The sequence below is a fragment of the Lysinibacillus sp. SGAir0095 genome (assembly GCF_005491425.1).
Taxonomy (GTDB): Bacteria; Bacillota; Bacilli; order Bacillales_A; family Planococcaceae; genus Ureibacillus.
This window is the reverse complement of the sequence record NZ_CP028083.1, coordinates 648,872-669,258: the sequence shown is the minus strand read 5'-3', so window position 1 is coordinate 669,258 and position 20,387 is coordinate 648,872. Positions and strand designations below refer to the sequence as shown.

General features: G+C 36.0%; 23 protein-coding genes. 5 read left to right on the top strand and 18 right to left on the bottom strand.

The window, feature by feature from the left end:
• Positions 1–204: 204 nt before the first annotated feature.
• The gene (locus C1N55_RS03415; RefSeq protein ID WP_137727505.1) at positions 205–744 is read left to right on the top strand and encodes a metal-dependent hydrolase; all 540 of its coding nucleotides are present in this window, start codon (positions 205–207) and stop codon (positions 742–744) included.
• A 67-nt stretch (positions 745–811) separates the two neighbouring features.
• Here C1N55_RS03415 and C1N55_RS03410 read toward each other — a convergent pair whose 3' ends face one another.
• The 3 genes from C1N55_RS03410 to C1N55_RS03400 form a co-directional block, all read right to left on the bottom strand.
• On the bottom strand, positions 812–1,339 hold the full coding sequence (locus C1N55_RS03410; protein ID WP_137727504.1) for a hypothetical protein: 528 nt from the start codon (positions 1,337–1,339) through the stop codon (positions 812–814).
• A gap of 63 nt (positions 1,340–1,402) precedes the next feature.
• Entirely contained in the window at positions 1,403–2,188 is a 786-nt protein-coding gene (locus C1N55_RS03405; protein ID WP_205758509.1) for a class I SAM-dependent methyltransferase, read from the bottom strand.
• Between the two features lie 18 nt (positions 2,189–2,206).
• Positions 2,207–2,767, bottom strand: a complete 561-nt coding sequence (locus C1N55_RS03400) for a DNA-3-methyladenine glycosylase I (protein WP_137727503.1) — start codon at positions 2,765–2,767, stop codon at positions 2,207–2,209.
• Between the two features lie 185 nt (positions 2,768–2,952).
• Here C1N55_RS03400 and C1N55_RS03395 point away from each other — a divergent pair, with 185 nt between their 5' ends.
• Positions 2,953–3,636 carry a VOC family protein gene (locus tag C1N55_RS03395; RefSeq protein WP_137727502.1) on the top strand — a complete coding sequence of 228 codons (684 nt, stop codon included), beginning with the start codon at positions 2,953–2,955 and terminating at the stop codon, positions 3,634–3,636.
• Positions 3,637–3,678: 42 nt separating this feature from the next.
• On the opposite strand, the gene C1N55_RS03390 is transcribed toward C1N55_RS03395, so the two are convergent.
• The 8 genes from C1N55_RS03390 to C1N55_RS03355 all read right to left on the bottom strand — a co-directional run bounded on the left by C1N55_RS03390 (position 3,679) and on the right by C1N55_RS03355 (position 11,054).
• Positions 3,679–4,176 carry a CarD family transcriptional regulator gene (locus tag C1N55_RS03390; RefSeq protein ID WP_168193796.1) on the bottom strand — a complete coding sequence of 166 codons (498 nt, stop codon included), beginning with the start codon at positions 4,174–4,176 and terminating at the stop codon, positions 3,679–3,681.
• A 258-nt stretch (positions 4,177–4,434) separates the two neighbouring features.
• A complete protein-coding gene (locus C1N55_RS03385) occupies positions 4,435–5,436 on the bottom strand; it encodes an acyltransferase family protein (protein WP_137727500.1) in 1,002 nt (333 codons plus the stop codon).
• Between the two features lie 261 nt (positions 5,437–5,697).
• Complete coding sequence (locus tag C1N55_RS03380; RefSeq protein WP_137727499.1) at positions 5,698–6,261, bottom strand: GNAT family N-acetyltransferase; 564 nt, start codon at positions 6,259–6,261, stop codon at positions 5,698–5,700.
• A 188-nt stretch (positions 6,262–6,449) separates the two neighbouring features.
• Positions 6,450–6,992: a hypothetical protein gene (locus C1N55_RS03375; RefSeq protein WP_137727498.1), complete on the bottom strand. Its 543-nt coding sequence runs from the start codon at positions 6,990–6,992 to the stop codon at positions 6,450–6,452.
• A 15-nt stretch (positions 6,993–7,007) separates the two neighbouring features.
• Entirely contained in the window at positions 7,008–7,526 is a 519-nt protein-coding gene (locus C1N55_RS03370; protein ID WP_137727497.1) for a DUF3156 family protein, read from the bottom strand.
• A 4-nt stretch (positions 7,527–7,530) separates the two neighbouring features.
• Positions 7,531–7,752, bottom strand: a complete 222-nt coding sequence (locus tag C1N55_RS03365) for a hypothetical protein (RefSeq protein WP_137727496.1) — start codon at positions 7,750–7,752, stop codon at positions 7,531–7,533.
• Entirely contained in the window at positions 7,749–8,951 is a 1,203-nt protein-coding gene (locus tag C1N55_RS03360; RefSeq protein WP_137727495.1) for an APC family permease, read from the bottom strand. The genes C1N55_RS03365 and C1N55_RS03360 overlap by 4 nt, the downstream gene beginning before the upstream one ends.
• A gap of 144 nt (positions 8,952–9,095) precedes the next feature.
• A complete protein-coding gene (locus C1N55_RS03355; RefSeq protein WP_137727494.1) occupies positions 9,096–11,054 on the bottom strand; it encodes a primary-amine oxidase in 1,959 nt (652 codons plus the stop codon).
• 141 nt (positions 11,055–11,195) lie between these two features.
• Between C1N55_RS03355 and C1N55_RS03350 the strand changes: the two genes are divergently transcribed.
• Complete coding sequence (locus C1N55_RS03350) at positions 11,196–12,005, top strand: helix-turn-helix domain-containing protein (RefSeq protein WP_137727493.1); 810 nt, start codon at positions 11,196–11,198, stop codon at positions 12,003–12,005.
• Between the two features lie 87 nt (positions 12,006–12,092).
• Here C1N55_RS03350 and C1N55_RS03345 read toward each other — a convergent pair whose 3' ends face one another.
• The 4 genes from C1N55_RS03345 to C1N55_RS03330 form a co-directional block, all read right to left on the bottom strand.
• Positions 12,093–12,869: a sulfite exporter TauE/SafE family protein gene (locus C1N55_RS03345; protein WP_137727492.1), complete on the bottom strand. Its 777-nt coding sequence runs from the start codon at positions 12,867–12,869 to the stop codon at positions 12,093–12,095.
• Positions 12,870–13,096: 227 nt separating this feature from the next.
• Entirely contained in the window at positions 13,097–13,486 is a 390-nt protein-coding gene (locus C1N55_RS03340) for a hotdog fold thioesterase (RefSeq protein WP_137730519.1), read from the bottom strand.
• A gap of 79 nt (positions 13,487–13,565) precedes the next feature.
• Positions 13,566–14,555 (bottom strand): NADPH:quinone oxidoreductase family protein, encoded by a 990-nt coding sequence (locus C1N55_RS03335; RefSeq protein WP_137727491.1) that lies wholly within the window; start codon positions 14,553–14,555, stop codon positions 13,566–13,568.
• 155 nt (positions 14,556–14,710) lie between these two features.
• Positions 14,711–15,247, bottom strand: a complete 537-nt coding sequence (locus tag C1N55_RS03330; RefSeq protein WP_168193795.1) for a TetR/AcrR family transcriptional regulator — start codon at positions 15,245–15,247, stop codon at positions 14,711–14,713.
• A 97-nt stretch (positions 15,248–15,344) separates the two neighbouring features.
• Between C1N55_RS03330 and C1N55_RS03325 the strand changes: the two genes are divergently transcribed.
• Together C1N55_RS03325 and C1N55_RS03320 are read left to right on the top strand one after the other, a co-directional pair.
• Positions 15,345–16,169: an SDR family oxidoreductase gene (locus C1N55_RS03325; RefSeq protein ID WP_168193794.1), complete on the top strand. Its 825-nt coding sequence runs from the start codon at positions 15,345–15,347 to the stop codon at positions 16,167–16,169.
• A 320-nt stretch (positions 16,170–16,489) separates the two neighbouring features.
• Complete coding sequence (locus C1N55_RS03320) at positions 16,490–17,551, top strand: GH25 family lysozyme (RefSeq protein ID WP_137727488.1); 1,062 nt, start codon at positions 16,490–16,492, stop codon at positions 17,549–17,551.
• 53 nt (positions 17,552–17,604) lie between these two features.
• Here C1N55_RS03320 and C1N55_RS03315 read toward each other — a convergent pair whose 3' ends face one another.
• The 3 genes from C1N55_RS03315 to C1N55_RS03305 all read right to left on the bottom strand — a co-directional run bounded on the left by C1N55_RS03315 (position 17,605) and on the right by C1N55_RS03305 (position 20,154).
• Positions 17,605–18,129: a S16 family serine protease gene (locus C1N55_RS03315; protein WP_168193793.1), complete on the bottom strand. Its 525-nt coding sequence runs from the start codon at positions 18,127–18,129 to the stop codon at positions 17,605–17,607.
• A 559-nt stretch (positions 18,130–18,688) separates the two neighbouring features.
• Positions 18,689–19,054 carry a DUF1801 domain-containing protein gene (locus tag C1N55_RS03310; RefSeq protein WP_137727486.1) on the bottom strand — a complete coding sequence of 122 codons (366 nt, stop codon included), beginning with the start codon at positions 19,052–19,054 and terminating at the stop codon, positions 18,689–18,691.
• Between the two features lie 77 nt (positions 19,055–19,131).
• The gene (locus C1N55_RS03305) at positions 19,132–20,154 is read right to left on the bottom strand and encodes a serine hydrolase domain-containing protein (RefSeq protein WP_137727485.1); all 1,023 of its coding nucleotides are present in this window, start codon (positions 20,152–20,154) and stop codon (positions 19,132–19,134) included.
• Between the last annotated feature and the right edge of the window lie 233 nt (positions 20,155–20,387).

Sequence of the window (20,387 nt, the reverse complement as noted above, 5' to 3'; positions counted from 1 at the left end):
TTATTGAATAACGATATTATATTATCGAATAACAAGACTTATTAATTGATAGAAAGGTTCCATAAATTATATTTTGTTCTCCCCAAATCCCTTTCTTTTATATTTTCAATATTGGAAATACGTTAAAACTCGTTTCAACGAACTGTTTTTCTACTAAAATAAGATACAATTCGGTGGTTTAATAGTTATATAGGAGGCAACATCATGAATAAACCGGCACATGTAATGGGTGGTTTAACAGCTGGGATAGCTGCTGCAAAATACATTGTTCCAACTGTTTCACATAACGGGTTTGTGGATGGAATTGTGGGGATTGGAGCGGTGCTTTTCGGAGCTGTGTTAGGATCACTTCTCCCAGACATCGATCATCGCCAAAGCTATATTGGTAGAAAACTTAAAATTGCTTCTTTCATCATTAGTAAGACACTTGGGCATCGAAGCGTGGTGCATACTCCGTTAATCATCTTTGCTTTTTCGGAATTACTATTCTTCTTTTCTAATGAATTAACAGGACAGGTGCAAGTTATGTCAAAGTTCTTAGTCATTGGATTAAGTGCTGGAATGTGGAGTCATCTGATTTTGGATTTAATGACCAAAAGAGGCATTCCCCTTCTTTATCCGTTCACTAAGAAGAGTTTTCGCATTGCTAACTTTAAAGGTGGAGGCATAGGTGATACCATTGCTACTACTGGTTGTACGATTTTAATTATCTTAATGATTCTGGATCTTAAAATTCCGTTTTAACAGACCCACATAAAAACACTCAAATTCTCTTTTTAGGAGATTTGAGTGTTTTATAATTCACATTTTCTTATTGATAATGCTCTATCAATCTTAGTGCCAAGGATTCTTCTACTTGTTCATATTGCTCGCAATCTGGTCCTGTACCTGCACACATAAAATAATAGGGATGCTCATCATTTTTTATCCTTAATTCAATTACATAATCTAAAGTTTGATGAAAGTTTCCTCTTTTTGGCGCACCATGGATTTTAATCCAATCGATATCAGCATTACTGTTTATGCCTAACTCCTTATATTCTGGCGAATTTCCTAATATCGTTGCAAGCTCCATTTGCCGATTAATCTTGAAGTCTGGAATTTCCTTTATCGCCACATAAGATTTAACCCCAATCATCACTACTACCAAGGCAAGGGCAATTATGGTCGGTATCTTAGGGCTTCCTTTTCGGAGAATCCATATTAAGAGAATAATTATTATACAGGAACAGAGGTATAGAATACTAAATTCAATCACTATTTCACTAGGCTCGATACCATTTTTAAATAATACAATAAAATAAAAAGCAAGCATGAAAGCGATCAATAATCCCAGCATATTCTTTTACAACCTCCCAAAATAAGTATCAGTGATCCCACTCTTTTTTTGTATATGAGAAGACTATGCTTTATTCATTTTCTTGCAAACATATATCATTTCACTGGACTCATTGGATAACTCATTTTCGTTCCAATCCTTGTAAACATTTGCGATCTGTAAGCCATTTGTCGATAAAATTCGTTCCATTTCTTTTGGGAATACATATCTTAAGCTAATATTTGTTCTACTTTCATCTACAATTTCACCATCTGCATTTATAAACCTTCTTAGCGTAATATTCTCCTGAACTTGGGATACAGCGTCATAGCTACTTGTTATGTAGAGTTCTACTTTATGTTGAGTCTCGCTATCTATATAGGTTCTCCAATACTCTTCTTTACTCGGCTGCCACAATTCTTCAGCGGTCGGAAACCTTGTGCCAAAAACGAATATCCCCTCACTCGTTAGATGGTTGTTTACCGAAGTTAATAATCCATCTTGGGCTTCGTTTGTAAGGAAATGCTGGAATGAGTTCCCAACCAGATAGATTAAGTTACTCTTTACATTCAAGTTTAAGTTAGTGCAATCCTGTTCATACCAATCAATTTGCAAATTTAGATTGGACGCTTTCTTTTTAGCTTCCAGGAGCATCCCACTATGTAAATCAACCCCGATAAGTTGGTGCCCCTCCCTAGCTAAAGGAATAGTAGCCCTACCAGTACCGCAAGCTAAATCGATTATTACACCTTTCGTATTGGAAGCAACCTTTAATAGGAATTTTACATCCTCGGCATAAGCATTATTTTCTTTATCATATAAAAGAGGATTATTATATTCCTCAAAGTTTTCCAAAGTCGCTTTTTTCATAATTGAGCCCCTTTTAGTTTATGAATGAGAAGGGTGACAGAAGCATTCCAAGATGTGGTCATTCACCATTCCAACTGCTTGCATATAGGAGTACAAAATCGTACTTCCGACAAATTTAAAGCCGTCCTTTTTTAGTTTTTTGCTCATTGCATCACTGATTTCCGTCGTCACAGGCACTTCTTTGATGGACCTCCATTCATTGATGATAGGTTGATGGTCTACAAATCCCCAAATGTAATTGGCGAATGATCCGTACTCCTTTTGAATGCGTAAAAAGCTTTGTGCATTTGTTACAACACTTTGTATTTTTAACTTATTGCGGACAATTCCGGGATTTTCCTTTAGTGTCTGTAATTTTTCTTCCGAATATTGCACAATTTTTTCAGCATCAAACTGATCAAATGCCACTCGATAATTTTCTCTTTTTTGTAAAATTGTCCACCAGCTTAAACCCGCTTGTGCTCCTTCCAAGCAAAGCATTTCAAACAATTTCCTATCATCATAAACGGGTACGCCCCACTCTTTATCATGATATTCCATATATAAAGGCTCTTTTGATACCCAGTCACATCGATTCATCGTATTTGGCTCCTATTCATGATTAGTTTTTTATTTTATTGTACACTTTTTATCCCTTGAATTAACAAAAATAGCCAACTCTTTATAGAAGCGTCTTATATTACAAATTTCATACTTTAGTACAAAGTGCAAAAGTTAATAGTTGCGATATAGTGATACCAAATAAGTTTTGGAGAGTGATCCACATGAAAATCAACAAAGTTACTTTGTATACTCATGACTTAGAGGGAATGGAAAACTTTTATTGCACGATACTTGGATTTAAGAGGTTAAAAAAATCTTCAACAGTTTTGGAGATTAAAATTGGCGAAAGCATACTGGCATTTGAATTATCACTCCCCGATGAAAAAACACAATATCATTTTGCATTCAACATTCCAAGCAATCTTTTTAAAGAAGCCAAGGAATGGATTCAGCTTTACACACCTTTGCTAAAACATAACGGTCAGGATGAAGTGTATTTTGAAAGGATTAATGCACAATCCTTGTATTTTTATGATCCAGATGAAAATGTTGTTGAATTGATTGCTCGTCACTCTCTTAACCCCAAAATTCATGTAAATCAATTCAATGCTGATGAGATCCTAAATATTGGTGAGATGAATTTAACTACTGAATATTTAATTCATGTGGGCGAAATGTTAATAACTCTTGGAATCCCTGTTCGCAATAACGAAAAACTAAATGAAACTTCTTTAAATTTTATGGGAGAATCGAAGGATGACGCTTATATCTTACTCGGTCCAGCAAGGCGAAACTGGTATTTTTCTACAAAGGTTGCTGTAGTTAGTAGAATAAGGCTGGTTGTGAATAACCAGCTTCAATTAGAAATCGACAAAAATGGACTCTTTCATTATAAAACGATTTAAAAAATGAGCATTTCTTCTCCTCGAAGAAATGCTCATCTTATTCTAATTCTCTAAAATAATTTTCTCTACCTTGTCCATCACTTGTTTGGCCGTTAAATTAAAACTAAGTGCCAACTCCTCTGAAAAGAGCGAGGTTATCTGCTGCAGCATTAGCAAATCCTGATTCGGCAGAGTCTTATCCTCTTTTTCCAATTCAAACTTTTTTCTTAAAATGGTATTCATCATTTGGGCAATCTGTATATGATCCTTTGATTCTATTACTTTTTGGTAGTGTTGAGTCCGCTCGTTCATACGGCTATGCCAAACATCTGGAGGATTTTTAAATGCTTCCAAGATAACTTCAGCTGCCTCTTTTGAAGTAATGGGTGATAGTTTTGAATCCTTCGCTTCGACAGGATGATATAACTTGATGGATACATCATGGAAGGAATGCAAAATATAGTATTTTTTTTGTTGCCCCGAAAATGTTAATTTTTGTATATCTTGAATTATACATACGCCATGTGCACCATAAAAGACTTTATCCCCAATTGAGAACATTGTTTTCCCCCTTGTTAATACCATTTTTTATTGTGTGCTCTTCAGTACATCAACAAAACAGCTACCTAGAATGCTTTGTTCGTTTTCATTATTTCTAATAGCACTCCATTAGCCAGTATATTCGCCAACTGCCTAAATTACCTCTCAATTTGAATGTTTCCTACTAATTTACTATTACAATTTTCTATAAAAAATTGATTGTTTAAAGCAAAAAAGCGTTAACCTTTGTCGGCTAACACTTTTGCATATAAACAAATTCTAAACTGAATTTTTGGTTACGAATTTTTTTGGTAAATTTATGATATTTCCTGTAATTAATGGCGAAGTAATCTTCCAAACCCACTTTCTCGATAAAACATATACAACGAAAAAGGCGATACCAAATAACATCATATAGTTACCTGTTTCTTCAATCCACTCATAAATGGCAGTTGCTTTAAACGCCCTAATAACAAATAGATGTAATAGATACACAGCCAATGTTTTGCCACCAATCTCTGTGTACCATTGTTGATTTTTAGGAACTAACGATAAGAAAATATAGGTTGCGATCAACATAGCTGCATATACTACTAATCTGCTTAACGCACCTATTTCTACAATTCCGTAGCTAATATCCTCATAAGGAATTCTACCGAAGAACCATTCTTTCCATCGAACATCGCCAAAGCCGTAAACAAATACGACGAGGCCAATTCCTAATATACTTGCTAACCCCATATTCCATGTATTCTTCAGCTTCATGAAATTTTCTCGATTTAAGTAATATCCAAGTAAAAAGAACGGAAAGAAGAAAAATGTTCTCGCTAAAGATAGCCATTCATTCACTTCGCTTATGTAACCGACTACCAAGGATAGAGCAATTGAAAGCAACACCATCCCCTTGTGACTACCGAAAGCCCATAAAAGGAGCTTCCATATTGCCATACTCAGTAAAAACCATAAAGCATAGCGAGGCTCGAAGATCTCAAATACTACACTATCACCAAAAACATTTTTGTAATATAACGTATACAGTAATTGAAATATGATATATGGCAGCAATAAGGTTTTTCCTAATTTTATTAAATCGCTTTTACTTTTAATCGTTCTAGAAAAATGCCCAGAAATTAAAATAAATGCAGGCATATGAAATAGATAGATAACTAAATATAATGTATCGATATATTGGTTTTCCATTAAATATCCTGACATTAGATGTCCTAAGACCACTAAGTAAATTAATATTGCTTTTGCGTTATCAAAATATGCATTTCTCATGATGACTTCCTTTCCAAGCAATTATTTTAACATAGAATTATAGGGATGAAAGATGCCAATTTTTACATTCCCTAAACCCTTTGTTATGAAACGATTCTATTGCCCTATCTTTTCAAATAGTCCAATAGGAATAGTGCTTGAAAGGTCCCTCACATAATGAAAAATCGCTATTGACGGTTTTATAAATAGTAAAAACAGGTCGAGAAAAACAAATTGTTTTTTCCCACCTGTTTCTAGTTAAAGATAAATTAGACAGTCACTCTACCTATGGAATTTCCCATAGTCTTCTTTTAACAACCCGTACATATATAAGTCATCAAATTTCCCACAAGTGTACTCGTATTTTCTAAGCAGTCCTTCTCTTAGGAAACCTGCTCTTTCCACCATTTTTTGTGATGCGATGTTAGGAGGTTCAATTAAAGCTTGAATACGCTGGATATCGGTTTGTTCAAAGGCATATTGAATAATTTCGTTCATGGCCTCGCTTGCAATACCTTGCCCCCAATACTCCTTACTTAACTCAAAACCAATGTCGGTACGATAATGATTTGAAACAGTATTCAGAAACCCACAGCTGCCAATTACTTTATCCTCATGTTTTAAGGTGATTCCCCACCTGATTCCTGTTTGCTCATTAAATATAGATTGGTACCAAGAGATTTCATCCAAAGCATCCTTCACTGCCTCAAATGGTTGTAATCCATAGTATTTCATGACTTCTGGGTCGGATAAATATTCGAAAATACTATTTGCATCGTTTTCTGTAATTTCCCTTAGAATTAATCTTTCCGTTTCTAGTACTGGATACTCCCTAACTAATACCATTATTTAACTCCTCTAATCTTTATTGATTTTAATAAAGCCCTAATTAGTGTGTATATAATCCGAATGTAAATCTCTGCTGTACCTTAACAAGATTTTCATCCTTTTAAAAAAAACTACATAAATTATAGTTCAACAAAAAAGAAGCAATCCCTTTTTTATTAGAGATTGCCGCTAATTGGTTTTATTTATTAATGATGATGCTCCACTTCAACTTCATTCGATTCAGTTTCAAATGATCCGACTAAAGTAGAGGCTGCTAATGCAATGACAGCTGCAGTAGCTATAAGGGATAACTTTTTGGGAATTGCATTCCAAATAGTCGCATGTTCTTTCATCTCCCATAAGCCAACAGCTACTATTACACTTATCATATAAATGACAGTAAAGAACATGATACTTAACGTACCGTAGCTCGTTGTCATTAAACTCAGCATCACGCCCATCATAGCTCCCATAAATAGCATACTTAAGCTCTCAACGAAAATCTTAATTGACAGTTTATAAGTCATAAAAGTAATTAAGCCAAAGCTTATGGTGATTGAAACAATTGTTGAAAGGACCATATCAGGAATCCAAATCGCTGTTAAAATACCTACTAGGGTGCTTTTCGTCATTGTGACGAACATGGCTAAACAGCTTGATATATGATTGGCTTTGAATTGTTTTCGAAATAGTGTTCCACTTATTATTGTAAAGACTAAAACAATGCATATGCTTACGATCGCTAGCATAAAAATCCCTCCAAATTACAAGTATTGTCCATCCAGTTGCTTTGAAATGACATCAATCCAATTCACTAAACATTTTAGCTCATTCGGATACAATTCAATTCCTTGTGTAAGTGGGGGAAAAAGCAAAACATTATAGCTTCCTGGTAGAATCGACATTTTAAAGGTACGCTTTTGCTTCTCTTCAACCATAGTTAATTTCTCTAAATCGATTTCATTCCACTTCCATCGAAAATGGCGATTGGCGATTTTAAGCAACGGACTTTCCTTTTTCGAAGTCCATTTTTGTCTATGAAATAAATAGCGTACTTCTTGTTTCTCAGCATTCGCCGATTGTACTTCTTTCTCAATTTTCACCGTTAAATTGTAGGCCTTTGAGAAGAATGTTTTGTTTTTTTCGTACCCAATTGAACACATTGAATTATTTTGTTCGAACCTATACATAAATTCTTGCTTCCCTTTCATTTCGTAAGGCAGCTGTTGAATTAAATTTTCCAAAAAACGTTCTACTTTAATCTCACCTACTACTCTCCCCATTTCATCACCACTTTTCCACTGCTTCCATAGTTGGAGTGAATTCTGGCGATTCCTCCTCATCCACGATATCTTTTTCAACTTTTAACTCTTCTAGAGAAATAGGTGTAAACATCGGTAGCTTCTTAAATTTTAACCACGTAAATGCATACAGACATATTAAGAGCATCATCCCACCTGATATTCCATAAATCATCATCTTCGCAGACCAATCTGGTGTAATCGTCACATCATATACACACAAGAAGCAATTCCGATGATTTGTAGAATTGGACTAAATGGTGCTTTAAAAGGTCGTGTAATCTCTGGATACCGTTTGCGTAATATTAAAACATCAATTTGAGCTACGATATATGAGAAAAACCAGGTTACACTAGCGGCAGAAAGGAGTGTCATAATGACATTGATATTCGATTCTAGAACAAATAACGGGAGTGTAAATAATAAGAAGACAAACACTATTCCAAATACTGGTGTTCGGAATTTAGGATGGATGTACTTAAACGCATTTGGCAATAGTCCTTTACGGGCTAGACCATAAAACATGCGTGGGACTGCTGCGAAATTCGCATTAATGGAACTAGTTGCTGCTAAGACTGTAATGGCGGCCATAAGAATTCCACCTATATCTCCAAACATCGCTGCAGCACCCACAATTTGAGGAGTATCCGCACCTGCTAGACTTGCTAGATCAAGATGCCTTGTTAAGGCAAAACCAAATAACATATCCACAATAAAAATTGTAATCAATCCAAAAATCATTGCTTTTGGAATGGTTTTTTCAGGTTTTTTCACTTCATTACCCAAAGGAATAACGAATTCGATCCCAATAAATAACCACAGCCCTAATGCAATTGCTTGCATAACCGTAGACCAGCCAAACGGGTTAAATTCGGGCACTATTGAAGTAGACACTGTCAATACATCAAATAAACCTAAAACACCCATCACAGCAGTCGATAGCATTAACAATAGGACAATACCCAGCTGAACAGATCCGAAAATCTGTACTCCCAGAACGTTAACTACTAAGAAAGCGACTAAAATGGCAACTGCAATAAACATCGTATTAACACCGGGAATGAGGTATTCAATGGCCATACTAGCCGTCATCGTTTCCATAGGGCCAACTGTTGCAGCCAAAACCAAATACCCCGCAAGCAACGTAACAATGGACATAAACCTTCCCATTGAAACCAATGTATAATCCCCTATCATTCCGGGACCAGGCATGATGGAAGACAGCTCAGCATAAGACAATGCAATGATAATACTAATAATCATTGCGATGAATGCCGCAACAATAAATGCCGGTCCAATTGAACCAAAACCATTCCCAAGAGATACCATTGTAGAACCAGCAACAACTAAACCTGTAGCTGTTGCATAAGCTTGCCAAAAGCCTAATTTTCTTTTCAATTCAACCATTTTAATCTCCTCCTTTTCATTTAATTCCTAGCAAATGTGTTTAATCAGTTAACGAAGCTGAATGGCATTCTTTCCTGTTCACGAATCCACTCTTGGATTAACGAAAAGCAGAAACGCTAGAGGCAGCGTTTCTGCAACTTTCACTTAGTGGCAACTTGTTGATTGTGTATTTGATACACTACAAGCATTTTTCTTCGTGGGTCTCGGCACATCTAATGCTGGGTTTCGATCGAAGAAGCCTACAGGTTTTAGATGGAAATTAATATAAGCTGTTGGCATCACCGGCCAATCTTCTGGACGAGTAAGATGATGATGCCCCATTGTATACCAAACAACAATATCTTCATCATCTATCGCACGATCTTGTTGGATGTATTTCGTTAAACCGTCCCCACCTTTGTGCTGGTTTGGATATTTACCCGAAGCGTACATTTCATTTTCATCAAATTGTGTTACATGTAGATGATTTTTTATGAAGCCTGCTCGTTTAATAACACTTGAACTATCATGGGCAAATGGTAAGCAGTTTTCACCAGGCATAATTTTGTATCCCACTGGTTGACCCACAAAATTTAATGAATTCTTATTTACGATTTTCCATGAACGTTGTGTTTGCATATCTAAAATACGAGTCGCTTCCTTCTCGCTTTTAAATGTTCTTGAAACTGGGTAAAAGGCATTTGAATAAGGATTTTCCGGTCCTTCTACTTCAGCGTAAGTTTCGGTTTCAACTACTGAGTTTTTCACACCATCTACCATCGTATCAAGTCGGAAGTTAAAGAAATGTTGATGATGAACTGCATTTAATCCTGGTGCGATTTCAGTGCCGTATTTTGATTTACCTGCTTCATCAAATGTACCTGTATTCAACATCCCTGTTAGCTTTACTTCCACCTCGATTGTGCCATCTTGGTAAAAGCTCCAATAGAAGCCATAATCATAGTTCCCTACTGTACAGAAGAATGAGATTACTAGTTTTCGAGAACGTCGCACCTCCATATGATCTGTGCGCCAATCTGTATGCTTCCAACCAATACCATAATCTTCTTCATGTAAGCAAATTGCATTTTTAATGGTACGTGGATTACCAGAACTATCGGATATTACCGCATCGAAATAATGAATATGCCCTAGACAATCACAGCCCAATTCCAGTGAGTTTGCTAATTGGCCCATTCCATATTCCCCTGCATCGAAGGCATTTTGTGAATTATGAGCAAACGATGCATCGCCATATGGTACAACCATTTCAGATAGTGCACCACGATATAAAATTGGTCGTTCTATGCCTTTATCGTGATAATTTATGGTATAAAGCACAAGACCTTCACGTGGGGTAAAGCCATATCGGAAGCTCCATTTTTGCCATTTAATTAAGTTTCCTTCAACCGTGAAGCTTGGTCCTTCTGGCTGAATTATTTCCAATGGCTTTAAATCTTGGCGAAATTCAATTGAATCGCTTGTTTCCGGATAGTAGTTCCCATCATGTGTCGGCATTTCACGAACGCCAAAGTCTTCGATTCGATCCACTTCCATCTTATTTAAATCCACATATGCCACAATCCCTGTTAAAGGATAAGCATATCCATTATCATCTTCAAATTTCTTTTGCCAGCAAATGGCACGTGCCAAACGTTTCCCTTCATTTTCAGGAATATTAAAATACCCTGCCGACCATGGATCAACCATGATAAGATCCGAGTCTTCAATTCCACGTTTTTTAAGAGCCTCTATAAATACAGGATGTTTTTTTACGAGATTTTCACATTCTAAAAATTCTTCAAGCATTATGCCAGGCTGAACATCTGGAATTTCTTCAAATCGAACAACAGTAGAAGTTGTTAAAGAAACAACTGCTTCATACGTAGTTGGAACGGAATTATCTAGAAGTACAAAGAACACTTCACGATCAAATGCATCACCTTGTTTAAAGTTCAAGACAACTTCTTTTTTAGGTTCATTTAAAGTAACTGTCGGAAAACGAACCTGTTCATTTATTTGTTTTTCTGCCTTTAAAATCTCAACAGCTCTTTGAATTTCCTCTTCCGTAAGTGGAGCCAATGGATGAGCTACCTTTGTAATACTTTCCTCAATCTTCACCATATGTAACATCTCCTTTCATCTATTTGTATTATAAGATGACAGAAAATTTTAAACATTGTAAAAACCGGAAATACATGTTATATTTTCTAACAATTAAGAATTGTGTGATAAAAATTACAATTATAATAATGAGGTGAAAATATGGAGCTATTAAAATTATTTAATCCACTTCAACCTGAATGGAATGAGATGAATGTACAATCATTAGAAATCTCACAAACTTCACCTCGGTATCAACATTCTATTGCTTATGTATATAAGTTGAAAACAGTGGTAAATGGGAGCAAAAGAGTTGTTCTCCCTGGAATACCAGATGGATGTATTGATTTGTTATTTAATTTGGATGGAGATTCCTCTGACTGCCTACTTGTTCCTAGTCCAAAAAAACGGAAATTTATATCCTTCTGCGCTGATTCTACCTATTTTGGGATTCGTCTCTTTCCTCTTCAAAAGTTATTTAACTTCCTGGCTACTCTTAAAGAGATTAATAGTGAAGAGGCATTACCTTTGTTTGAGGTAGCACCTTACTTACTCCCCTGCTATGAGGAATTACTTAAAACTTCTACGCTACAAGAGAATATCAAGCAGCTTGAGTGTTTTCTTACAACTAGTTCCATTGAGATTGGAGATTGTTCTCCAATAGTTACAAGCTGTATCAACAAAATAATATTGGACCACGGAAATTTACATGTGAAGGATTTAGAACAGTATTCTGGTTATTCCGAACGGTATTTGCGTATGCTTTTTCAAAACGATCTTGGCATTGCACCTAAGATATTTCTCCAGCTAGTAAATTTCCAATACATTGTAAATGACATTGTAAAAGGTGATTTCCATATCGAAAATCACCTGAACGAAAACCTATATTATGATTCCTCTCATTTTTATAAAACCTTTAAAAAGTTTACCAATATGACCCCTATTGAATATCAAAAAATCCTGCGAAGATAGAATATATAATTAATTGGTAAAAAATTCACAAAACTTTCTAGCAAGATTATCAGACTTATTAATTTTATATAGCACATAAATTCATTACTAAAATATATCAATCCAGATTTTTACTGCTGTACCTAGTATAAGGATGGCTAGGATGTTTTCTAATACTTTGGTGTTGAGCTTTGTGCTTATTTTTGCCCCAATCGGCGCTGCGATTAAACCTGCGCTAATAATAATGATTGTAGGCAAATACTCCACTTGTCCGGTTGATATTTTCCCTATTGTCCCTGCAACGGCAGAAATGAATGTAATAGCTAAGCTTGAGGCGATGGCCATTCTTGTTGGAATCCGAAGAATTAATAGCATGATGGGAATCAGCAAGAATCCCCCACCAGCTCCAACCACTCCTGATCCGATTCCTACAAAAAACGCAAGAATTGCTGCAAGAGGTTTATTAAATTTTACTTGCTCTATATGAGACTCATCGTTTTGCTTTTTGGGAATGAACATCATAATGGCAGCAAGTAAAGCTAAAATACCATAAACTATATTCACTTGAATTTCCGTTAGTAGCTCTGAATCAAAGCTGCCTATTAAGGATCCTACTAATACTGAGCTCCCCATCACGATAATTAGAGATTTATTTAAATAGCTTCCACCGCGATATCCGAGTACACCTGCAAGGGAAACAAATAATACATCTAATGCACTAATACCTGATACTTCATGGGCAGTAAAAGCTTGAAAACCAAACAATGGTGGGATCATCAGCAGCATAGGATACTTAACAATCGCACCGCCGATACCTAGCATTCCAGATAAAAATGAACCAATAAAACCAAGCATGAAAAGGAGTACCACATAATAAAACTCCATGTTGTTTCCTTCTTTCTAATATCAATCTAGTAGCAGTCTTATCCTACTAGAGAATGGAGTGTATGACAACTCACCTTCCATTTAGATTCAGATCAACTTATTCTCATTTTATATACAAATAATTGAGTACCATGTTTTTTTACAGAAATTCAATATAATTTTAAATAAATTTGCAATAAAAAAGACTGTTTTAAAAATGAATTTTAAAACAGTCAGCTACTTCTTTATTATTTTTTAGCAATAACCGCCATCGTACAGCGAGAGACACAAATTAACTTTTCATCTTCGTCAACTATTTTAATCTCCCAAATCATGGTTGTACGCCCTTTATGTAAGGGCGTTGCGATTGCGGTAACGGTTCCTTCTTGTTTACTTCGGATATGGTTTGCGTTGATCTCCAGTCCAACTGGATTGTATTTTGTTAAGTCTACGTTTAAAGCTGTTGCGACACTTGCTGCCGTTTCTGCTAAAGCAACAGATGCACCCCCATGCAGAATACCAGCAGGTTGCCTTGTTTTCGGTCCAACAGGCATTGTCATTACAACACGGTCCAAGGATAATTCGACGTACTTAATCTCCAAGGCTTCAATAAGTGTGTTGACAGTTTTTGAATGCATTTGTTCAATAAAAGCTGTTTCATCCTTTGCACCATATAATTCCAACAATTCTTGTGAAACGACCATTTTCATACACCCCTTATAATTTGACTAGTATTCTTCCTCTGGCCTGTCCTTTCAATAATGTAGGCAGGACTTCCGGAAGCTCATTTAACGAAACTTCTTGTTGGATAACGTCATCTAAATTCTCTGGTTTAAAGTCTGTTGCTAAACGATTCCATACCTTTAAACGCGTTTCCATATCACAGTATACTGAATCAATTCCAAGTAAATTCACGCCTCGCAGAATAAATGGGAACACAGTTGTTGGTAAATTCGTTCCAGCCGTTAAACCACTTACTGCTACTGAACCGCCATATTGGATTTGGCTTAGTAATGATGCAAGCGGCTCTCCTCCAACCGGATCGACTGCCGCAGCCCACTTTTGTTTTCCTAAAGCGCGAATTTTACCATCATAAACTTCTTCTCGTGAAACAATGGATGTAGCTCCTAGATTTAATAAATATTCTTTTTCTGACTCTTTCCCTGTACTTGCTTCCACTTCAAAGCCTAATTTTGAAAGAATCGAGACTGCAAAGCTACCTACCCCACCAGTCGCTCCTGCCACTACCACTTTTCCCTTTTCAGGTTTTACACCATTATCCTCAAGTCGTAAAACAGACAGTGCAGCTGTGAATCCAGCAGTTCCAATTGTCATTGCTTCTTTTAGCGAAAGTCCTTTAGGTAACGGAACAATCCACTCAGCAGGGATTCGAGCATATTCACTATATCCTCCAAAATGGCTAACCCCAATTTCATAGCTCGTTGCAATTACCTCGTCACCTTCTTTGAAGCGTGGGTCTTCCGACGAAACAACCACTCCAGCTAAGTCAATTCCAGGTACAAAAGGATAATTTTTCACAATATTGCCATTTGGAATTGTTGCTAGACTATCCTTATAATTCACTCCAGAATATTGGACACGAATCAGTACGTCTCCCTCTGGTAAATCCTCGAATGTTAACTGTTGAAGAGCAACAGAAAATTGTTCTTCTTTTTTATTTACAATCAAAGCATCAAACGTTTGCATAAATAAAACTCCCTCTTTTTTGAACTTAAACTTCTCCCAATTTAACACTTCCACAAAAAGTAAGTAAATCCTTCTAAATCTAATAGCTCCTAATTGATTTCCAATCTCAAATTCTATAATAACTCATAGAAACAGCTATTAAAAATAATGTAACTCTATTCTCTATTTGCACTAAAGAGAAATAGTAATTTGGGATCTAATCCTTTAGACCAATTTGTAAAACCAATTTTTAAAAGTATCTCAGCGGCCTCAGCCGGGCTCATGACAAATTCATTCTTTACCCAAAAACTTAAATAGCCAATGGTTCCATAACTTGCAAAAATAGAGTAATCCTGGTCTCCAAATGCTTGTAGCAAATGCCCTGCTAGTTTGTCCGAGAGTTTTTGAATCGCAATAGCATCAGCAAATTCTACTTTGTAAAACGAGCGATATTTAAAGATATGTTCACATAAGTAAAACGTAATTGGTTTTTCTCTTTGGGATGACTCTTCCTGATAAAAAGACAAAAGACGGTCGTTTAGCGTCCTTCTTACCTCTTCCATGAGCACATATTTATCTGCAAAATGTAAATAAAACGTTGAACGAGAAACCCCTGCCTTGTGAACTATTTCCTTTACAGATAGGTCCTTGAAACTTTTCTCATGCAACAACTCTAAAAAGACTTCAAATATGATTTCATTTGCTATTTTCAATTGTGACACTCCTCTAGACATTTAGTCTGAAAATGTCTTTTAAATTTATTTTGTATACGTTTACACTTTAGTTATCGAAAGGTTTGGAGGAATGAAAATGACAAAACAGGTTTATGTAATTACAGGTGGTTCTGGTGGTATGGGTAAAGCAACTGCTGAATTAGTTGGTAATAAGGGTATTATCTTATTAGCAGACGTTTCTGAGGAACGCCTCGTTCAAACGAAAGAAGAATTAGCTAGTAAAGGTATTACAGATGTTCACTATCAAACTGTTGATATTACTTCTATAGAAAATGTTGCTGCTTTAGCAAAAAAGGCTTCTGAACTAGGTACTTTAAAAGGACTAGTTCATACAGCGGGCCTATCACCAACAATGGCGGACTCAAGACGCATTACAGAAGTAAACTTAGTAGGAACTGGCATCGTACTTGAAGCTTTCCTTCCACTTGCTACAAATGGAACGGCTGTTGTATGTATCTCCTCAATGAGTGGTTATATGGCTCCTCGCCAAGGTCCTTATACGGAAGTATTAAAACAACCTTTAGCTGAAAACGTAATCGAAACGATGGAGGAATTTGCACAAGGGAACTCGGGTGCAGCATACAGCCTCTCAAAGCTAGGTGTACAATTAATCGTAGAAGACCAAGCTTTCACATGGGGAGAAAAAGGCGCACGTATCAATTCTCTTTCTCCGGGTACAATCAATACACCGATGGGCCGTCAAGAAGCAGCTCAACAAAAAGAGATGAAAATGATGCTTGATATCACGCCGCTACGTCGTGAAGGAGAAGCAGCTGAAATTGCAACAGCGGTTGAATTCTTACTAAGTGATGCGGCTTCCTATATTACAGGTATTGACTTACGTGTAGACGGCGGAACAGTAGCGAACTTATCTAAAGTAAAAGCAGCACAAGAAAAATAATAGAAATAATTACTTATAAACTCATTGGAGTTGGTCCATCTTTTTGGATCAACTCTTTTTGGCATTCCTCTCCCTCTTCTTTAGTTCAATACTCCGTGGGATTCTTCCTGTTACTCTATTTATATTTCCTACTCGATTGTTCAAGTGTACTATTTTATATGAAAATTTTTACCTTCAAACACAAACACAAAAAACCATATTCGCTCCCTTTATTTAAACACTCTTCGTTTATACCATCGTTCCAAAATCATTACATCCGCTCAAGTAACTCTTTTAAACTTGCATATCTTGAAGAGAGTTACTAGATTGGAGGTGATATAGTGAAGAAATTAGGACAATTATTTATAGCACTTCTTTTTGTCGTTACTCTTGCATTTGCGAATAGTGCCTATGCAATCGAACCGGAAAGCTCGTCAGAATTTGAAGGAATCGATGTAAGTAGATATCAAGAGGACATCGATTATGAGGCAGTGGCCAATGCTGGAATGGAAATTGTGATTATTAAATCCAGTGAAGGTGTCGACTATACGGATCCTAACTTTGAAGTCAATTATGAAGGCGCAAAGGCGGCTGGTTTAAAGGTTGGTTTTTACCACTTTTTAACTGCTACAACTGTTGAACAGGCTCGAGAAGAGGCAAACTTTTTCGCATCCATAATTAGCGGCAAAGAAATAGACATTAAGCCAGTAATGGATTTTGAGGAACTGGATGGCTTATCTGTTAAAGAGATCAATGCAATCGCTTTAGCCTTTGCAGAAGAGATTGAAAGTCTAACAGGTTATCCGGTCATGGTTTATAGTAATGCCGATAATGCTACGAATGTTTTCGGAGAATCACTAACAAATTACTCCTTGTGGCTAGCACAATATGACGGGAACGAACCTTCTGATGAGGTCATCTGGGATACTTGGGCAGGCTGGCAATACACGGACACAGGATCAGTTGAAGGCATCAACGGAGATGTGGATTTAAATATTTTCAATGACGGGATATTTATAGAAAGCACATCAACGGAGGAAGAACCAGCTGAAGAGCCCGAGGAACCTGAACAACAAGCTGAAGACCCTGCTACACCAGAATCAGGAGACACTTCAACTAACTATGTTGTAAAGGCTGGCGATACCCTAAATAGTATTGCAACTATGCATAAAACAACGGTACCCTCTATTCTTGCAAATAATGATATAGCAAATCCAAATCTAATTCACCCTGGTGATGAGCTAACTATCTCGACTACATCTTCATATTTGATAAATTGGGGAGATACACTTTGGTCAATTTCTAAAAAATTCGGAACCACTGTAGAAGCACTTGCCTCTGAAAACAATATCGAAAATCCAGATATTATCTATGCTGGAAACACGTTGAGTATTCCACAATAATAACTTATCAAGAGGGGTTAATCTAATCGATTAACCCTCTTGATAATGTAATTTTAATTGTTTAATTTCCCCACTAAACGAATAGCTTCATCAACATTCTTTACGTCAATGATTTCTATAGTAAGCTTTTCTTTTTTCTTTATTTCATTTGCATCTTCTAGATTGTCCGTTGGAATGATTATATATGGGAAACCCATTTTCTCCGCTATCAATATTTTTTCTTTTACCATCCCTATTTCTCGTACATCTCCAGTCGAGTTTATGGCACCAGTGACTCCAAAGGTTATATGATTTTCTAATTTCCCTTGTGCTATAAGTTCCGTCAAAACTAAACCCAAGCCTGCACTATCACCTGTAAGATCCTCTCTTTTTAGAAATCCTGCTATATTCCCTATATTTCCAAGATATAACTTTACATTTTCCTTCATCACTGAAAATTCATCCTTTTGAATTCTTAACCACTGAAGAATCTCAGTATTTTTGCTTTCATAACGAATTTTATTATTTAATTTGTATAAATCAATAAAATCCCTTTCACCTTGTTTAAGACTATTCCTAATAAGAGACTCATCATCCAAGTACTCTATTTCCCTTGTTCTTACAACCATTAAGTAAATACCCGATTTCTCAACTACTTCAATTGGTTCTTCATAAAAACTAGCAGTATATGTATAGGATTCATACCATAATAGACGAATTTCATAAAAGATGAAAATGGCAACTAAAAGAAATAACCAACTTACTCCTGCCGCTTTAGATTTGTTATTTCGAAAAAAATTCCCAACACCAATAATATTATTAGCCCTGATAATAATGTACCTATATAAACAAAAGCATTAATGATATCCATAAAATACAAAAGCCACAACAACATATAAACTACAATAGTAGTAAGGTAGTTAATGACCTTTGATTTATATTTCATTCATCTTGGTCTCTCCTTGCTATTTGTACTTGGTAATCAATTGAATTCAACAAAACTAGAGCCAATCCTTCTTGAAATATAGAAACAATTAGCAAACTAGGCGCATACAAGATTGAGAATAATATTTATAAATGTAATGTTAGATGATTACCTGATGAGAAATTTGTAATAAGAGCAATTACCAGCAACAAAGTAATTGCTCAATAATTTTCTTACACATTCAACTCCATCGCCGCAAGAATAAGCGACGTAAAAACAGCCGGTTGGAGATCTTCCAACTTTTTCAGCGTAATATATCTCATTGTTTTGCCAGCGCCCTCCAATAGTTCCTTTCCTGCTCCCTCTTGAAGCTGATTGCCTTTATGAAAGCCAAGTTTCACATGTTTTTTTGCCGTTTGCAGGTAACAAACCAAACCGTTATATGAATAATTCGGCATGGACCACTTATATTCTTCCACGATTTCCTGTGAAGCATCTAGAATAATGTTCCGTAACGCTACCGTGATTTCTTGAATCTCTTCTGGTAAGGTTTCAAGAAATTGATCGACCTCTACAATTTTTCTATTTTCGACATTCATGCATGATGACTCCTTCATAATGTTTTCTTCATTATCTACTAAATCTATCTGTACCCTTTTGTTCTATACTCCGACACTTATTTATTCTGATGCAATAGCTCATCCTGAATTAAGGAAATAACCTTATAAGCACCACTTGATCCATTTGAACAAACTACGATTTGCAAGTCTTGTTTAGGATAAAAAGAAGCGCGAAAATTTACACCTGGATCATATCCCATTAAGATATATTGACGGGTTTGACCATCATCCTCTATCCAGATACCGTAGCCGTATGAAATACTGTCTTCTACGGTTTCATGGATTGATAATAACCAATCAGTATTCTCTTTATTCAATAATGAATAGCTAGTTAAAGCCCTCCAAAATTTCAGCATATCCGGTGCTGTTACAAAAGCTCCACCATCCGATCCACCTTTAACTGGAATCGAATAGATATTTGACTTCCATCTACCATCTTCAAAATCGATATATCCTATAGCCGACCGAGCTGGAAGTCGATCCAATTCAAAATAACCCGAATCCTTCATACCTGCTGGTTTAAAAATATGCTCCAACACATATTCATCAAAGCTTCGTCCACTCAGTTCTTCAACTATTAACCCCAACAAAATATACCCTGAGTTATTGTAAGAGAACCTCTCGCCTGCCGGGTACTTCATTTTATGATTCTGAAATAATGGAAGGAAGTCTTTTAAACTACGAATTTGATACATTGGTACCCTCATCCATAGCTCTTCGAAATCCTTTATGACTTCTTCATCAAAATAATCCGGTACACCAGAAGTGTGTGTTAATAAGTGATGTACAGTAATATTGGAATCAAAGTGAGGGAAATCTATTGATAAAATATCCTTTAATTTTGTTTGAAATTCTACTTTTCCTTGTTCTACGAGCTGACAAATTGCTACTGATGTGAAAATTTTGCACCCTGAGGCAATACCAAACTTTGTATTACGGAGATTTTCAATCTTGTCATTACGATTTGCATATCCGTAGCTGGCATTAAAAATTTCATCGCCTCCTTGTGTAACTAAAACTGTTCCTGAAAACTGTATTTCCTCCTGCAATGTCTCTAGCTTCTCTTGCAAACTTTTCATTATTTCTCCCCCTATATCCCCTCATATTTGATTTATGCTATAACAAGCGAAATTTAATATGACCATACTCGATTCATCCAATTGTATTAATAGTTTAGATTTGCTTAATGTTATTCAATATAAAATCAATGACTAAATAACGCCAATTCCAACACTTATATCACTTACTGCCAATAATATTGCATTGAGCAAAAACACTAGATTCTATATGATAAACGTAAGTTAATACTTTG

What these genes read in the sequence shown, in the direction of transcription:
- C1N55_RS03415 (WP_137727505.1), top strand. Translation starts at nt 205, where the DNA reads ATGAATAAACCGGCACATGTAATGGGTGGTTTAACAGCTGGGATAGCT.
- C1N55_RS03410 (WP_137727504.1), bottom strand. Translation starts at nt 1,339, where the DNA reads ATGCTGGGATTATTGATCGCTTTCATGCTTGCTTTTTATTTTATTGTA.
- C1N55_RS03405 (WP_205758509.1), bottom strand. Translation starts at nt 2,188, where the DNA reads ATGAAAAAAGCGACTTTGGAAAACTTTGAGGAATATAATAATCCTCTT.
- C1N55_RS03400 (WP_137727503.1), bottom strand. Translation starts at nt 2,767, where the DNA reads ATGAATCGATGTGACTGGGTATCAAAAGAGCCTTTATATATGGAATAT.
- C1N55_RS03395 (WP_137727502.1), top strand. Translation starts at nt 2,953, where the DNA reads ATGAAAATCAACAAAGTTACTTTGTATACTCATGACTTAGAGGGAATG.
- C1N55_RS03390 (WP_168193796.1), bottom strand. Translation starts at nt 4,176, where the DNA reads ATGTTCTCAATTGGGGATAAAGTCTTTTATGGTGCACATGGCGTATGT.
- C1N55_RS03385 (WP_137727500.1), bottom strand. Translation starts at nt 5,436, where the DNA reads ATGAGAAATGCATATTTTGATAACGCAAAAGCAATATTAATTTACTTA.
- C1N55_RS03380 (WP_137727499.1), bottom strand. Translation starts at nt 6,261, where the DNA reads ATGGTATTAGTTAGGGAGTATCCAGTACTAGAAACGGAAAGATTAATT.
- C1N55_RS03375 (WP_137727498.1), bottom strand. Translation starts at nt 6,992, where the DNA reads ATGCTAGCGATCGTAAGCATATGCATTGTTTTAGTCTTTACAATAATA.
- C1N55_RS03370 (WP_137727497.1), bottom strand. Translation starts at nt 7,526, where the DNA reads ATGGGGAGAGTAGTAGGTGAGATTAAAGTAGAACGTTTTTTGGAAAAT.
- C1N55_RS03360 (WP_137727495.1), bottom strand. Translation starts at nt 8,951, where the DNA reads ATGGTTGAATTGAAAAGAAAATTAGGCTTTTGGCAAGCTTATGCAACA.
- C1N55_RS03355 (WP_137727494.1), bottom strand. Translation starts at nt 11,054, where the DNA reads ATGGTGAAGATTGAGGAAAGTATTACAAAGGTAGCTCATCCATTGGCT.
- C1N55_RS03350 (WP_137727493.1), top strand. Translation starts at nt 11,196, where the DNA reads ATGGAGCTATTAAAATTATTTAATCCACTTCAACCTGAATGGAATGAG.
- C1N55_RS03345 (WP_137727492.1), bottom strand. Translation starts at nt 12,869, where the DNA reads ATGGAGTTTTATTATGTGGTACTCCTTTTCATGCTTGGTTTTATTGGT.
- C1N55_RS03340 (WP_137730519.1), bottom strand. Translation starts at nt 13,486, where the DNA reads ATGCATTCAAAAACTGTCAACACACTTATTGAAGCCTTGGAGATTAAG.
- C1N55_RS03335 (WP_137727491.1), bottom strand. Translation starts at nt 14,555, where the DNA reads ATGCAAACGTTTGATGCTTTGATTGTAAATAAAAAAGAAGAACAATTT.
- C1N55_RS03325 (WP_168193794.1), top strand. Translation starts at nt 15,345, where the DNA reads ATGACAAAACAGGTTTATGTAATTACAGGTGGTTCTGGTGGTATGGGT.
- C1N55_RS03310 (WP_137727486.1), bottom strand. Translation starts at nt 19,054, where the DNA reads ATGAATGTCGAAAATAGAAAAATTGTAGAGGTCGATCAATTTCTTGAA.
- C1N55_RS03305 (WP_137727485.1), bottom strand. Translation starts at nt 20,154, where the DNA reads ATGAAAAGTTTGCAAGAGAAGCTAGAGACATTGCAGGAGGAAATACAG.